A 14,781-nucleotide genomic window follows, 5' to 3' on the forward strand; every position below is an offset into this window, starting at 1 on the left:
TTGTACATGCTCCCCTCAGTTACCTTCTATCTCCATCTGTTTTGTATCTATCATTCCACCCATATATAAACATATGAAATATTAAATTTTAGGCAGTCTAAAATTCGTATCTCCTAAAAAGTTATAAATCGAGGAAGCCCGATATCCCACTTCACCTACCGAACGATAATAAGAAGGATTACTATCATATAGTGTTCTAAAACGCTTGGCAAAGCTCTTAGCCTTCGCAGCGCTTCCACCTTCCTGAGAGGCATACGCCTTGTTGTACAGGGAAATAAGCTGAAGAACGTTCTCCTTGTTTCGTGCATGGATGGACTCTTTTTGCTTTTGTTCCGCCTCGGCTGCTGCCTTACGAGCTGCCTCTTCCTGGGCGGCACGAGCTTCCTGCTCTTTTTTCAAAGCCAAGTATTTTTCATACTTTGCCTGTTGATCATACGCTTTTTGCTTCGCCAACTTGGCAGCCGCCTGCTTGTTTTGTTCCTTTTGGGCGAGATAAGCTTCATATTTAACCTGTTGAGCGATAAGGGCTTGCTGTTTCTTCTGCTCCTCCTGTTGCTTTTGAGCAGCAAGTGCCTGTTGTTTGGTCTGCTGTTCCGCTTCCTGTCGTTGTTTCTCCGTCAGCAATTTTTGAGCCGCTTCCTGCTCGGCTGCCAGCTTTTCCTCGGCCGCCTTTGCAGCCTTCGCTGCCTCTTCCTGCTTGGCTGCCTCGATTTGCCGCTGATTGGACTGATCTGCAAGAATATTCACGGCTGGGATTCCAGCTGCCAATAGAACGACTGCGGCCGCAGTTGTCACGATAAATGCTTTGGAGCGATACCAGGCTTTTGATTTTTCAGGTTGCTCTGGCGTCTCGGGATTCAACTGCTCCTCTAGCCCTGTGATCGCAGCCGACACCTCCACATGCAGAGGACTACCGTCTTCTACAAAATGATACAACGACCGGTATACTTCTAGCGCTGCAGCAGGTTTGTTTTGCTGCTCCAAATCACGTGCCTGTCGGAACAGCTTGTCCGTTACCCCACGCTCTCCCTGCTCCAGAGCAGCCTGATTTAGCAATGCAGCCTGTTCAGCTTTGAGCGGTGCAGGCGCTGACAAAGAGGGTGCAGCTTCACTGGCAAGGCCGCCCACCGCTGCCGATTCTATTGTTTCTGTCGCAGTAGGCTCCGGTTCTATAGCCTCAACTGGAATTTCCTGCTCAGTAACCGCATTAAGTACAACCAGCCATTCGCCAAAAGTAGGGCAACTGCTTAAATCCTGACTATCCCAGGCACGGCTGAACAATTCTACCACCTTGCTGCCCCACCGGGATTCAAGTGATTTTCGTAAAATAAAATAACGTTCACAAGGCGTCTGCATTTCATGCTGATCAAAATAACTTTCGCCCCACGCTTTGTCCACTACTACACGGTCAGACCAGCCTAGCATTTCTCCTATAATAATTGCCCCTGCAAAACGGTCTGCATACGCACTCCATAACCCGCTGTGGACGGTACGATGGGCGGCATACCCTGGCGAACCTGCCAATAGAGCATCTGGACGATCCATTTTAGTACTATACATTTGTTCCACGTCCACCAATTCCACAGCTGACGTGCCTTGAGGCAGTTCCACTTCAGAAAAAAACGGAAGCATTACATTCGGCGCCGATAAATCACAATGCGCCAATCCTTTTTGCTCCATAGCTGAACCGATCCCTGCCAATGCTCTGGCCAAAGCCAGACTATCGGAAGCCTCAAGCTGACGCTGATCTGTGAGACAATCGAACCATGTCATACCGTGAACCCATGGCATCAGCACCGCATACAGCAAATCAGGCTGCTCGGCGATCAGACTTCCGTTTCTTTCTGGAGTGAGCACATCACGCTTGCATACCTGCAAACCGGGAATATCCCCGTATGCTTCCATATGCTCCGATTGATAAACCATAGCCGGGATGCGGAACTTCGGAAAAAACACCTTAAGGGCTTTGGCCTCATGCGGCGCTCCGTTTTTGGCATTTAGCTGGTATACAATTCCCTGTCGCCCTGCTTGAGCATAGGCTAAACCGGGTGCAGCGGGATGTCGCCCAACCACATAAGCTGTGCCGTTTATGATCAATTCGTCTCCCGGATTCGGTTGAAAAGACATGAAACATCCCTCTCCTTACATCATTCAGTATGCTAGTATTCCTCACCTTATTATATACATCTATGGATGGCAAGAAAACCGGGTATCCGAAGATCGCCCGGTTTTTCCTGAACATCCTGTGCCAAACCATGAGGAATGGCTCACATATTGCTTCTTTATAGAGTGGTGTATGATAAGTTGATCCCTATCAGGCAAGGCAACTTATTTCGTTTGGTCAACCGTACGGAATTTGTTAGCGATTGCTGTCAATTCTTGGCTGATGCTATTCAAAGTCGTTACGAAAGCTTGCATTTGTTTGCTAGCTTCCTGAAACTCTTGGAAGAAGCGTTGCTTAGTCATACCTTCCCATTGACCTTCCATACCTGAGATGGACTGTGTCAAACTGGAAACGATTTGCTGGCTTTGCTCACCACTTTGTTTAAATTGGTTAGCCACCTGATCAACCTGTTCTGGGGTAATTAAAATGCGTCCTGCCATTTTTTGCGTCCTCCTTGATGATAAATAATGTTTTTGTTTATCTGGTTCAAATTGTACTATGGCTATTTAATTCCCTACAAAAGGCAAAGGACCTAATTGTTATAATCCCACTTTTTAACTATAAAACAGCACCTAACAGTATAATATTAACAAAATAACCACCTAATAAGTCCCATAAAGCCGGGAATTGCGAAACGAATTCAAGTAAATTTTGCAGTCGATCCAGATTGTCCCGGAACGCGTTCCCAACTAAGCGACAGGCTGATCTCTTGCTGTAGACGGATCAGTAAAATACCAATCCTGCGGACTGCTAGAAGACGCCTGCATCAGAATATCCTGATGCAACGTTTCTATATCCGAAGACTGTACACCAGCAATGGCATGTACGACAGACTGCGGGTTTGAAATCAGACTGCCTCCTTCCGAAGCTTGCCCAGGCAGAATAGACGGTGATTGCTGATTCGACCAATCGAGCATCGTGACGGGTCGTCCCAATGGTTGGCTGGCAAATGACAGAATCGTTTGATAGTTGTGGTCAACAGACTGAAACTGCTCTGCCTTTCGGTTCAGTTGTGTACCTGATGTATGGAGGTAAGCATGGATCTGTTCTGACATCCGCTTGGCCTGCATCCAATGATTCAAGATCGCCTCGCGTGCAGATACATCCCAATCCAGCGATTGTAATGCCTGCTCCAAACCTGCTGTTAACTGTTGAATTTGCTCCGCCGCATGCTGTAGCTGCCCGCTAAGCCCCCGAAGCACATCCGGTTCAACTCGAATGCGCATATCCATCACCCTTCTTCTGTCACTTCTTCATTCACTGCCGACTGTTTCAACCAATTTAATAATAAATCCACAAACTGATCTCTTGAAGCCATAGCTGCAATCAGCCAGTCTCCGTTACCACTGGAGCTCATCCGAAATATCCAGTTCATTGCGGGACACAGGACAAAGGCTGCCCGTTGTGACTCCCACTCCCTACCGTTCCAGACCAGCAATTGCAATTCTCCCTCGGCTACACGGGAACTCAAAGACTGAGCCAGGCTTGCAGACCCCTCTGCATCTCCGCTAGCCTCGGTCAGTTTACTGCTGATCAGAGATACACTTTCTCCTGCCGACTGCTCGTAAATTTTATTAAATGCCTGCTTGGAGAACATAAGTGCGGGGGATTCAGGCACAAGTCGATCTACCCAACCCATTTTATCAATCAATGTTTCGCAAGCCTTTTCCACATTACCCAGATCGTACAGTCGATACTCATCGGGTTCATCAGCGGATTTCACGAGTTCCACTACACGTTCGTTTGTGCAATGGAGATAGCCTTCAAACTGCTTGCCTCCCCGCACATAGCGTATACGGCAAGCCCTGTTGGATAATCCCGCGATAGCGACTCTTGAAAAAACGGTAGGAGGCATTGCTAGCTCTTTGCCCTTATCTGCCCGCTTTAGATAACCCTTTTCCAAAAGAGTAGCTTTTACCTGCTCCCACTCTTCCGCCAACTCCTCTGCTAGATAGCCCTTAAACGGATCTTCCACCCCAAGCAGTCTGTCAGAACCCAATACGCCTGCTAGAAAAAACAGTTCCTTCGCCTTGAGGGTTATTAACTTCTGCTTGGAAGCTTGAAACGTTAACATTATGAGCCACCTCCCTTCAAACTACAACATGCCATCGGTCACGAATTTTCGTTATCCAATCCTCACAGCTCACTTGCTCTGAGAAGGGAATTGCCGCTTTTATCCTGGTAAATTTGCGCCGTACGTAGTATCCCTGCCCAGGTGGCAGGACTTTTAGGCCACCAGCAGCGGCGTTCGCCTCCGAATAAGGGATACGAAAGAACGATAGATCATTCGAATCTAGTGTTCCAAATAGCATACCACTTTGGCTTGCCTTGACATCATTAAACCAGTCCACACCAAAGGTAGGAAAATCAGATGGCACACCCGATAGCACGACATGCACATTGCGATCACGTCCCAACCGTACAATGGCGGAGAGCTGATCCTTTATCATAAAATCGTTCAGTTGCTTACTTAACATATCCGCATCATCAATGACCAGGAGCAATTCGGGATCATTCCCTTCCTTGTTCCGCTGTTGAACGATATCATACACTTTCTGTACCAGAGGCCCCATTTCTTCTTCGCTTTCGGCAGCAGCCTTAACATGAGGAAGATGCCGTAATCTAGATAGTCCTCCGCCTCCATAGCGTGTATCAATCGTATAGACTTCCAATTGATTAGGTGATGTGTAATAAGCGAGCGATATAATCCAACTCATTAGAAAAGAGGTTTTTCCACCCTCCATTGGACTACCCACGATAAAATTGGGCCCTTCTTTTAGATTCAGGAGAAAAGGCTCAAGATCGTCACTCTGTAGACCTACAGGTACCTCATAAGGAAGTGCGCCCGAGGGTCCACTTGTCCGATCCCACTGCTGAAGCAGTTCCGACAGTGGAATCCGCTCAGGTAATGGAAGAATGGCTGGTGCGTGCTTGCCTTTCCATTCCTGCGCAATGCCAGCGATATTGCGACGTAACCGTGCTGATCGTTCCGCCTCATCTTCACCTGGTGAAGGCAAAGCCGTTTGGAACTCCAGCGGAGGAACATGTCCTTTAACCAGGGCGCGGCCTGGAATTAACGGTCCTGGCGTTTTGGCTGGTCGTCCTACCGCATAATAATAGTCACTCGGGTCGGACATTTCAAAAGAAACAGCATTCGGTATGTTACTGCGGAATTTCTCAAACACATCGGTAATCCGGTTCGCCGTAATGATAAACGTGATACCTAGACTACCTCCTTCTCGCAAAAGAGATTCCAACAGTTCATTTTCATCTGGATAAGCATTACGGAAATTAAGATATCCATCAATGACTACGACAATTTGCGGAATATCCTCGACAGCAGAACGTCGATAAGAACTTATTGTTTTGACACCAGCCTCGGAAAGCATTTCCTTGCGTACGGCCACCATCTTGAACAGATAACGGAACAATCGCTTGATCCGGTCATCCTCCTCAGCCATCATAACAGCCCCGATTTGGGGAAGTTCCCCAAAGTCGCGCATCGTTCGACCCATGTCAATGATATAACCATTCCAATGATTCGCAGTAAAACGCTGAGCCGTGGACATCAGCAACGTATGCAAAAAGGTCGTTTTCCCCATGCCCGGCATGCCATACACAGCCCAATGACCATGATCCAGCGATGCATAAATCGGCTCCTGCCGCTGATTCGGCAAATCATCGACCAGACCCATAAGAGCCTTCAGCTCCAAAGATGATGATGTACTATCTATTTCGGTGCATGCAGGCAGATTTGTTAAATCCAGCAATTCAGGCAGCGGTGGAAGCCACGGTCCCTGAAGTCGTTCGATCCCTGCTTTAGCAGCCTCATTCGCAATATAATCAATAAATACTTGAAGCTGTTTAGGAGCTTCTTCACCTTTTAAGCCTGAGCTTGCCCGTTCTCCACCCGTCAGTAGCGCTTCACGTTTCCCGTTCAGTCTCACTTCATGGACAGGTAGTGCAGAAGAAATATCGCTGTTGCCTATATACGGCGCACCGCTCCAAGCAAACTGCATCTCTTCAAACACCTCGTCGCTACCCACTTGAAAATATCCTCGTCCCGGCTTCGTAATCCACGCAGCATTCGGTATTTTCAACATGTCACGGCTATCACCTTCGCTTTGCACCCGTAAGCAGATGCGGAACCTGGAGTTACTCCAGATCTTATCATCCACGACACCTGCGGGCTTTTGCGTCGCCAAAATCAGATGGACACCTAATGTCCGCCCAATCGCGGCAATACTGATTAGCTCGTCCATGAACTCTGGCTGATCCCGCTTTAATTGTGCAAATTCATCAATAATAATAACCAGATGAGGCAGCGGTTGTTCCTGCCGCTGCCGGAGTAGTCTGTAATATTCATCAATATGCTGTAAATTGCCTGCATCGTTCAATATCTTCTGTCGACGAACCAGTTCTGCTTTAAGAGATATTTTGGCACGTTCAATCAAATTATTGTCCAAGTTCGTAATCGTACCCACCACATGCGGCAAGTTAACGAACGTGTTGGACATGCCTCCACCCTTGTAATCGATCAGCATAAAAGCCAGATCATGCGGATGAAACTCGGCAGCAAGCGAGGCTACGATGGATTGGATAACCTCACTCTTCCCTGAACCCGTTGTACCGGCGATCAAGCCATGGGGACCATGTCCTTGACGCTCTATCTTATCATGCAGGTTTATCATAATCTTCTTGCCGCCTGCTCGCACGCCCATCGGTACGGGTAAGGTATCAGGATGGCGGTTACGTCGCCACCGATCTGCCACGTCCAGTTCTTCTACACTCGCTACGCTCATCATATCAAACAGAGGCAGCACAGCGGGAATATCAGAAGCAGAGGAACGCTTCAAGCGAATAGGAGCCATGTACCGCGCCAATGCATCGGCTTCCTCTTTTGATAAACGATCCGGTTTAAAACTTTGCTGTTCAACCTCCGCCGATTCTGATTTGCGGGCATATACGCCCTGCTCTTTGGAAGCCTCCACAATCAGCTGACACTGCATCGGCAAAGCCTCTTTACGAGAAGCCAGCACAATCGTGCACGCATCAATGGCTCGGCCGTCCTCCAGTAACAATGGCAGCAACGGTTCTTCCTCAATCAGTTGGGTGTCAGATAAAACAACGACATAACACGGGACTTCCATCCCTCTGCCCTGACGATCATTGCGATTATTTTTACGGCGGTTCAGTCTGGCAAACAGAAAATCAGCTAGTTGATGTGCACTGCTACTGCGGTCTGACATCATTCTCTGGATTCGGTCATCATCCCACACATGTGGGAGCCAACGCATCCAAGTCCATTCACTTTCCTCTCGCTCGTCATAGAAGGAAGCAATTTTCACTTCATCTGGCGAGTGACGAACCGCCACTTGTGCCAAGATGACTCTTAACGCAGCAAGGGTATGCTCCCGTTCGCCGACCAATCCAACCACTTTGGATTGAAATAGCGGTAATGCAATGGAAGCGGCGTCTACCAGACGAAATTCTTCTTCCAGTTCATCCGCAGCTCCCAACAAAGGATCTCGATCATAACCGTCTGGGCGTGGAATTTGCAATTTAATATGAAAGGGAACTTGTCCAGTCCCAATACGCACCTGCAAAAAGTCCTCATCCTCAGGTGATCGTTCCCAGAGTGAACTGTTGCGGTTTTTGACAATTTGAGTGCATATTTGCGGGTCACCGTGAATTTCATATAGTGTGCGAATTTGCTCCTCGCGTTTCATTTCAAGTTCTTCACGATGCTTTTGGAGCTGTTCCCGGTACATGCGGTCCCGTTCCTCCAGCTTGCGCTTGTATTCCTTCTTATTATTTAGATAGACGAAAAAAGGAATCGTATAAGATGTAAGCATCATGACCACAGTGACCATCTGGAACATCAAATAGTTACTGTTGCCCATCTTACCTGTTTTGCTCATATATACGTAAAAGCCTATAGTCACCAACGTCATCATTAACGGAATAAGTATAGATATAATAGAAAAAGACGGCTTGCTCGGCTCAGCCGGAGGCCGTAAAATCTCCAGCTTCTCCTCTCGGAGCGCCGGCCTTAATCTCGGGGATCGCTGGTATAATGCATTCAAGACAAAAGTCCCCCTTTTCGCTTACTATTTCATTTTACCAAGGTTTCATATAATTTCATGTGTGTATTTACCCATTTTTTTCACTTTGAAACAGAGAACGCCTTCCATACACAGGCGCTTCGTCCTGAGTTGTCGAAAAAGCGCGCTGAATACGCACAGTACAGCCTTCCCGCAAGCCTGATCCTGTGAGTAGCTGGTTATCCCCCACCCTGAACCAAAGCCCTTCCGGGAACTTTGCTTCCATAATATATTGCATGCCTTCCGCTGGAGGCTCGCCGAAAATGCGCACACCCAGCATCAACTTTAAATGTTCCACCGAGTATTCATCAGCTACCTCGATGTCAAACCACTCTGTTTCCTGTCGTCCTGAAAGCACGGTCAGGATCATCTGTCATCCCTCCCGATCCTTAATATATAGCAAAGTTCACGCAAAAAGCCTATTTCTACGGAAATATGGCTATCGTAACTGTAGCATCCGACTATTAGACTGTCAATTTGTTACAAAATACCCACTCTAAAAATAAAACAGCGACTTTAGTCATATTTTCTCACATTAGTAGAGTCATTGGTATCAATAATATGTATTTAATCGTTTCTAATACGGCTATATACGTCATTTTGTCGATTAGTTAGAAGTAAATTCGATTGTTCCCTAGATTGTTGTGAACACTTTGTAAATTTTTCAGACCTTTATGTTTTTATAAGGTGTTTTTAAGGTAATTTTAAGAAACGGGCACTACAATAAAGCCATGAAATAACTCAGGCGAGGTGATTTTTGTGAGAACATTAATTACATTTCAAAACAAACGTATTCCCGTATACTTCAATCAAGAAAATAAGCAACCGGTACAAAAAACTTTAAAACTTCTAAGTAACACTTTGGAGAATAAAATCTCCAGCGGCAAGCGTGCCCTTCAAAAATGTCTTAACTCTTTGATCAGTATAGAGATTGTCGGTTGTGAAGCCATCCTGCATAGCGTTAGTGAAAATGATTCATTGGCATTGTCCCTCTATTAAGAGGGACTTTTTTTGTCCATATTAGACACAAAAAAGAGAGGGGCATTTCAGCACCCTCTCCATATCAGCAGCTTTGAAACATGATACATGTGACTTACCGCAGCTTATGCATTTGATCAGGCTCTATTTAAAGTATTTTGCGATAACCTTTTTTACCCCTCGTTCCTTATTCTGCGCCTTCTCTATCCGTATTCTAAACAGTTCTAGTAAATTAGCGCGTGTATGCTCTTCCCGGCAGTTGTCCAGCTTTTTTAAGATAAAACGGTCAATGGACATATGACTCAGGCTCCTTTACAGCAAGCTGCCCCTGCTTTCAAGGGGATGATCAGGCTATCCATTTTTAACCATTCTGTCTGTTGTTTAAACAGGTACGTTACTTATAGGATAAAGCAGACGGGATTACATACCCTTTAATTAGGGTAAATACATAAAGTTTCGAAAATTTTATCACGTTAAGCCTGGAAGCTATGACAAGGAGCGAGCAAAAACCATGAGTAAACACATGATTACCAAAATAGGCTGGAACCTTTTATGTGCATTCTTAATCCTAACGATGCTGGCTGCATGCAGCAGAGAAAAAGCTTCAACCCGGAGTATGGCCCAACATGAAGCTGAAGCACGTGCCTACACCGTAACGGGTAATCCGAACCAAGGCGCATCATCCCTTGACGAACGAGCTGCCAATCATACACCTGTCCATCAGCAAGGCAGCAGCTATGTCGAAATATCAGGTGGCGTCAGCATTGATAAAAATACCGTGAAGGTTACAGGACATTCCAACCTCCCGGCCGGAGCATGGATCAAAGGGAATCTTGCGGTCAAAAACTCCCTGTTAACTGGGTACACGGATGAGACAACCGTTCAAAAGGACGGAAGTTTTGTACTCCAGGTACAACGCCCCGGAATACAGGGCAGTATGGATCTGACTGTTCTGTTCCGTCCAGATGACCAAGACAATGAAATACGAAATCTGTATGGCAGCGGTGGCAACAAATTAGAAGGTCCTTATGTATATCAATACGAAGAAAACAAACAGCTTCTACATGAAGTTCGGATTGGGGCTGAATTTGATCCTGAACAAGAACGCAATACCCCTTTAGTTAAGCCCGTCTGGAACAAACCTAAGGACTACGGTAGCCCTCAAGTGTGGATTAAGCCTGATGTGAAGCAAGAAGGTAACTATTATCATGTATATGCGCGCAGCAATTTGCTGGAAGGGTCGGACGTCAAACTCACGATTGATTTTCCGGGACGATGGCAGTTTGGCTACGATGATCAAACCAAAGTTATGCCTGACGGCTCCTTCAGCATGAGGGTCAAAAAGCCGAGCCTTGCCAACCGCTACACCATAGTCATAAGTTTCGAACCAAACGAAGATATGTGGACCAACGCCAAACAGGCGTACGGTACACAAGGGGAACGCCTTTCGGGACCATTAGTCAAGTCCGCAGACGACAAAGAGGGCTCCAAACAGATTGAAGCCCGTATCCCTATCCAACCCAAATCGTAACTAAACGCAGCATCTAACTTAAAGTTACGGCCGATCGCCATGAAATACGCTTCACAGATACAGCCTAGGACGCGGTTTCCACGTCTGAGTAGATACAGAATCTAGTGTCTTCTAGCCGCTACGGCTGTATCGTGACTGGCGTGCCTATACTTACCTTTTCCTGAAGCTCAAGCACATCCTTATTCTGCATTCGAATGCAGCCATGTGACACCATCTTGCCAATGGACCATGGCTCATTGGTGCCATGAATGCCATAATGCGGCTTGGACAGCCCCATCCAGAACGCTCCGAAAGGGCCGCCGGGATTGGGCTGTTTGTTAATAATCGTAAATTGCCCATGCGGTGTCTGTGTAGCCAGCTTGCCAATACCGACTGGATAACTAAGAACAATCTGATCTCCATCTTTCAAATATAAACGACGATCCGATAAATCCACCACAATGCTGTAGTTCGACATATATTCACCCCTTTATACCATATGCCGACTACAACTTAGATTTTCTTATATTTTTACATTTGATGCTTCACTGCAGCTCGGCTTACCACTCCACATCACGTCGCCAGCCGCTTCGCTGATCCCTACGACCCGGGGCTGTGCTTGAACGGCTATCTTTCCTGCGTCGATCTGCTTCCTTACGCGCCTGATATTCCAGTTCACGCTGCATTTTGCGATAATTGTTCACTCTGGATTCCGACAATTCCCCTCTCTCTATAGCTTCCTCCACTGCACATCCAGCTTCGCCCTTATGCTTGCAATCTGCAAAACGGCATTGCTGCGCCGTTTCCATAATATCCGTAAAGGTATGAGCGACACCCATGGAATCATCCCACAGATTAAGCTCACGCATGCCGGGTGTATCCAGCAGAACAGCTTGCTTTGCGATGGGAAAAAGCTGTCGGTGAGTGGTTGTGTGCCTGCCCCGGCTGTCTTCCTCCCTCACATCCTGTGTCAGTTGAACTTCAGACCCGGAGAGCCAGTTTACTATCGTGGATTTGCCACTACCGGAAGAGCCTGTCAAAGCAACTGTACAGCCAGGTTGAAGAAACGCCTCCAGTTGCTCTCTGCCTTCGTTCTGCAAAGCAGAGATAACGATAACAGGTACACCAGGAGCAACTCCCTCCGCTTCAGCAACCCGCTGTTCGACATCTTCACAAAGATCACTCTTACTCAAAACGACAACCGGGTTTACCCCGCTGTTCCAAGCCATAATTAAATACCGTTCCAGTCTGCGCATATTAAAATCATGATTCAGCGCATTAACAAGGAACAGCGTATCCACATTTGTCGCGATCAGTTGCTCCTTCGTCTCAAAGCCCGCGGCCTGCCTAGATATTCGACTTTTACGTGGCAAGACGGCATGAATTACTGCATCCGATACTTCATCCGACGTGGTGATTGCCAGCCAGTCCCCTACAGCCGGCATTTCCGCCGGATCTACCATAGCATGTCGTAGCTTACCTGAAGCCGCTCCCCAGCGTTCTCCATCCATTGTGATAAGCTTCACCTTTTGTCCATAATCGGCAATCAAGCGGGCAGGACGTACCTGTGTATTTCCTGCTCTTTCCTCATAGTTTTGCTTCCATTGGTCCCAAAAACCGTTCCAGTAATCAGACCAACCGTATTCATGTATACTCATTTTTTTCCTCCTGAAATCATCGTTTATTTTTGATCGTAGTGTTATTCGATAGGTATACATTTTTTCTCCCCGCATGCAAACAACGCAAAAAATCCGCAGGGGTTTCCCTGCGGAGGGTATACGATTCAGGCCGATGTGATCCGTTCGTTCACTTAAGCAAGCGGTCTCTCACGGACCACTCCCCAGAATCAACAACTGGATAACAAGACGCCTAACCATAAAAAATCCGCAGGGAATCACTCCCTGCGGATTTCGTTGGTTCTACTGTCCAACCAACTGCTAAGCCAAGACTATATATCTATACAGTCTTTAACCGTGCATCGTCCGTGCGGGAGACAAGTCATTCTGCTGCTGAACCCATCCATTCATGTTCGTACGCATATAACATCGCCTCCTCCTAAAATTTCCTTTATCATACAAGTCCATCAATTGTCTGTCAAGGCTGCTACGAAACTTTTTTGAAATCTTTGTCAAGTTTCGTTTAGCGTACCTGATCCCAGCGTGTCCACATCTCACGCGGGTTCAATTCGTACATTTCCCGTTCCCTGTACATAAACTGATGCATAATCAGCTCACGCCGAATCGTTGCAAAATCCTCATGGTATTGCTTGATCCACTCGTTTAATTCACGTTCAGGATACATACGGCCTGGCTCCAGCTTTTCTGCCAGCATCTGAAGTACAATCAATTTTTTCTTATACTGTGCAGGGATTTGGCGCAACTTGCCGTCCTTGGAAAAAAAATTGCGTAAGACCGACGCCTCCAGCGTTTCATTCAACTCTGACATCTCTTCCTCCCCCTCTCCTTTTTCGAAAATAAATTGCACCGTCGCCTCGGCATGCTGCCGGATCAGCTCTGGATTCAGTGTAAAATACACCGTGTTTTTATCACGTCGTTCCTTAATCAACCCAGCCTCACGGAGTTTGGAAGCATGATGTGTAACAGTCGGCTGGGATAAATTCAGCTTTTTCGCCAAAGCTTGGCCATGCATCTCCCCACGAGACAAAAGAAGTAATATCCGCATTCGCATTGGATCAGCCAGTGCTTTATGATAATTGACCATTTTATCCAGTTGCATCGTTATTGCACCTCTTTTCACTAGTACATACTTGCTATGCAAGCGAATTCAATCATACAAAATAGATATATATCTAATTATATGTTTGCTAAAAGTGGCTGTCAATCTTCACTGTCCGTTATCTCTTTCTGAAAACGGCTGGATATTGTGTTCGCATTGCGGTAGGATTATTATTTGAAAACTTCTCACATACTGAGCTATTTGCTTCAATCCTGAGATCCGTTTTTAATCGTCAAAATAATGTTAACCCTACAAAACTGGCGTAATAAACCAATACAACTGGAGGTTCATCCAAATGCACGACGTAATCATTATCGGTGGCGGACCCTGCGGACTATCCGCTGCAATCGAATGCAGCCGCAGAGGTTTGCAAACTGTCATTATTGAAAAAAGCAACATCGTTCACTCCATTTTTTTGTATCCGACGAACATGCAGTTTTTTAGCACCGCCGAACTACTGGAAATCGGTGATGTTCCATTCAGCACCCCTAATGACAAACCTTATCGTCATGAAGCACTGGCGTACTATCGTAAGGTAGCCACTCATTATAACTTGAACATTCAGCATTATGAGGAAGCCCAGTCCATTCATCGCCAGGATGACGGTACATTTACCGTACATACCCTGAGCAAAGGAGAAATAACCAAAACGTATTCGTCCCGCTATGTCGTAGTGGCTACAGGATATTTTGATCATCCGAACTATTTGGGCATTCCCGGAGAACAATTGGATAAAGTCACGCACTATTTCAGCGAAGCCCATCCCTATACAGGAACCCGGGTCGCAGTTATCGGTGGGAGTAACTCTGCGGTAGATGCTGCGATGGAATTGGTGCGGGTCGGAGCTACGATTGATATGGTATATCGTCGAAGCGAGTTGTCCCAATACATCAAGCCGTGGGTTCGTCCACTGTTTGACAGTATGGTACAAAAAGGGAAAATCACGCTGCACTTAGGCGCACGCATTACCGAAATCCATCCAGACCATGTCATAGTCAATCCGCTGGACACTGAAGCATTCCGACTCGAGAATGATTTTGTACTGGCACTGACCGGATTTCACCCGGAACGAAAACTGCTGGAGTCTGTCGGCGTTCACATGGCTGAGGATCTGGACAAACCAGAATTTAATCCTGCCACGATGGAAACGAACATCCCAGGTGTATATGTCGCCGGGGTCATCGCTTCAGGCAGCAATGCCAATGAAGTGTTTATTGAAACAGGCCGCTGGCACGGGCGACAAATCGCCGAACATATCCAAAGCTAAATAAACGAAGGAGAACATCTGT

General features: G+C 46.7%; 13 protein-coding genes. 3 read left to right on the plus strand and 10 right to left on the minus strand.

Translation table 11 applies throughout. From position 1 onward, the window contains the following. Window positions 1-81 precede the first annotated feature (81 nt). The 6 genes from NLX73_RS07365 to NLX73_RS07390 all read right to left on the minus strand — a co-directional run bounded on the left by NLX73_RS07365 (window position 82) and on the right by NLX73_RS07390 (window position 8,638). Window positions 82-2,127 carry a serine/threonine-protein kinase gene (locus NLX73_RS07365; protein ID WP_254325792.1) on the minus strand — a complete coding sequence of 682 codons (2,046 nt, stop codon included), beginning with the start codon at window positions 2,125-2,127 and terminating at the stop codon, window positions 82-84. Between the two features lie 201 nt (window positions 2,128-2,328). Continuing rightward, a complete protein-coding gene (locus tag NLX73_RS07370; RefSeq protein ID WP_013309990.1) occupies window positions 2,329-2,604 on the minus strand; it encodes a WXG100 family type VII secretion target in 276 nt (91 codons plus the stop codon). A gap of 249 nt (window positions 2,605-2,853) precedes the next feature. Continuing rightward, window positions 2,854-3,390 (minus strand): WXG100 family type VII secretion target, encoded by a 537-nt coding sequence (locus tag NLX73_RS07375; RefSeq protein WP_061829458.1) that lies wholly within the window; start codon window positions 3,388-3,390, stop codon window positions 2,854-2,856. A gap of 5 nt (window positions 3,391-3,395) precedes the next feature. Next, window positions 3,396-4,238 (minus strand): hypothetical protein, encoded by an 843-nt coding sequence (locus tag NLX73_RS07380; RefSeq protein ID WP_250261573.1) that lies wholly within the window; start codon window positions 4,236-4,238, stop codon window positions 3,396-3,398. Window positions 4,239-4,254: 16 nt separating this feature from the next. Continuing rightward, window positions 4,255-8,250, minus strand: a complete 3,996-nt coding sequence (gene essC / locus NLX73_RS07385) for a type VII secretion protein EssC (protein WP_254325793.1) — start codon at window positions 8,248-8,250, stop codon at window positions 4,255-4,257. Between the two features lie 67 nt (window positions 8,251-8,317). After that, on the minus strand, window positions 8,318-8,638 hold the full coding sequence (locus NLX73_RS07390; protein ID WP_023988263.1) for a hypothetical protein: 321 nt from the start codon (window positions 8,636-8,638) through the stop codon (window positions 8,318-8,320). Window positions 8,639-9,027: 389 nt separating this feature from the next. Between NLX73_RS07390 and NLX73_RS07395 the strand changes: the two genes are divergently transcribed. Next, the gene (locus NLX73_RS07395) at window positions 9,028-9,267 is read left to right on the plus strand and encodes a hypothetical protein (protein ID WP_013370782.1); all 240 of its coding nucleotides are present in this window, start codon (window positions 9,028-9,030) and stop codon (window positions 9,265-9,267) included. Between the two features lie 123 nt (window positions 9,268-9,390). On the opposite strand, the gene NLX73_RS07400 is transcribed toward NLX73_RS07395, so the two are convergent. Further along, window positions 9,391-9,543: a hypothetical protein gene (locus NLX73_RS07400; RefSeq protein ID WP_254325794.1), complete on the minus strand. Its 153-nt coding sequence runs from the start codon at window positions 9,541-9,543 to the stop codon at window positions 9,391-9,393. A 214-nt stretch (window positions 9,544-9,757) separates the two neighbouring features. On the opposite strand from NLX73_RS07400, the gene NLX73_RS07405 reads away from it, so the two are divergent. Further along, window positions 9,758-10,777, plus strand: coding sequence for a flagellar motor protein MotB (locus NLX73_RS07405; protein ID WP_254325795.1), 1,020 nt, complete (start codon window positions 9,758-9,760; stop codon window positions 10,775-10,777). Window positions 10,778-10,895: 118 nt separating this feature from the next. Here the strand turns inward: NLX73_RS07405 and NLX73_RS07410 are convergent, their stop codons facing one another. The 3 genes from NLX73_RS07410 to NLX73_RS07420 form a co-directional block, all read right to left on the minus strand. Further along, window positions 10,896-11,234 (minus strand): L,D-transpeptidase, encoded by a 339-nt coding sequence (locus NLX73_RS07410; RefSeq protein WP_254325796.1) that lies wholly within the window; start codon window positions 11,232-11,234, stop codon window positions 10,896-10,898. Window positions 11,235-11,316: 82 nt separating this feature from the next. Continuing rightward, window positions 11,317-12,414, minus strand: coding sequence for a ribosome small subunit-dependent GTPase A (gene rsgA, locus NLX73_RS07415; protein ID WP_254325797.1), 1,098 nt, complete (start codon window positions 12,412-12,414; stop codon window positions 11,317-11,319). Between the two features lie 481 nt (window positions 12,415-12,895). Continuing rightward, window positions 12,896-13,492: a DUF2087 domain-containing protein gene (locus tag NLX73_RS07420; RefSeq protein ID WP_254325798.1), complete on the minus strand. Its 597-nt coding sequence runs from the start codon at window positions 13,490-13,492 to the stop codon at window positions 12,896-12,898. A 295-nt stretch (window positions 13,493-13,787) separates the two neighbouring features. On the opposite strand from NLX73_RS07420, the gene NLX73_RS07425 reads away from it, so the two are divergent. After that, window positions 13,788-14,759 carry a YpdA family putative bacillithiol disulfide reductase gene (locus tag NLX73_RS07425; protein WP_061829409.1) on the plus strand — a complete coding sequence of 324 codons (972 nt, stop codon included), beginning with the start codon at window positions 13,788-13,790 and terminating at the stop codon, window positions 14,757-14,759. The last annotated feature ends 22 nt before the right edge of the window (window positions 14,760-14,781 follow it).

Origin of the sequence: Paenibacillus sp. CH40 (genome assembly GCF_024213605.1) — a bacterium.
Lineage (GTDB): Bacteria > Bacillota > Bacilli > Paenibacillales > Paenibacillaceae > Paenibacillus > Paenibacillus polymyxa_B.

Coding starts and splice junctions, on each gene's coding strand:
- NLX73_RS07365 (WP_254325792.1), bottom strand. CDS start 2,127: ATGTCTTTTCAACCGAATCCGGGAGACGAATTGATCATAAACGGCACA.
- NLX73_RS07370 (WP_013309990.1), bottom strand. CDS start 2,604: ATGGCAGGACGCATTTTAATTACCCCAGAACAGGTTGATCAGGTGGCT.
- NLX73_RS07375 (WP_061829458.1), bottom strand. CDS start 3,390: ATGCGCATTCGAGTTGAACCGGATGTGCTTCGGGGGCTTAGCGGGCAG.
- NLX73_RS07380 (WP_250261573.1), bottom strand. CDS start 4,238: ATGTTAACGTTTCAAGCTTCCAAGCAGAAGTTAATAACCCTCAAGGCG.
- NLX73_RS07390 (WP_023988263.1), bottom strand. CDS start 8,638: ATGATCCTGACCGTGCTTTCAGGACGACAGGAAACAGAGTGGTTTGAC.
- NLX73_RS07400 (WP_254325794.1), bottom strand. CDS start 9,543: ATGTCCATTGACCGTTTTATCTTAAAAAAGCTGGACAACTGCCGGGAA.
- NLX73_RS07405 (WP_254325795.1), top strand. CDS start 9,758: ATGAGTAAACACATGATTACCAAAATAGGCTGGAACCTTTTATGTGCA.
- NLX73_RS07410 (WP_254325796.1), bottom strand. CDS start 11,234: ATGTCGAACTACAGCATTGTGGTGGATTTATCGGATCGTCGTTTATAT.
- rsgA (WP_254325797.1), bottom strand. CDS start 12,414: ATGAGTATACATGAATACGGTTGGTCTGATTACTGGAACGGTTTTTGG.
- NLX73_RS07420 (WP_254325798.1), bottom strand. CDS start 13,492: ATGCAACTGGATAAAATGGTCAATTATCATAAAGCACTGGCTGATCCA.
- NLX73_RS07425 (WP_061829409.1), top strand. CDS start 13,788: ATGCACGACGTAATCATTATCGGTGGCGGACCCTGCGGACTATCCGCT.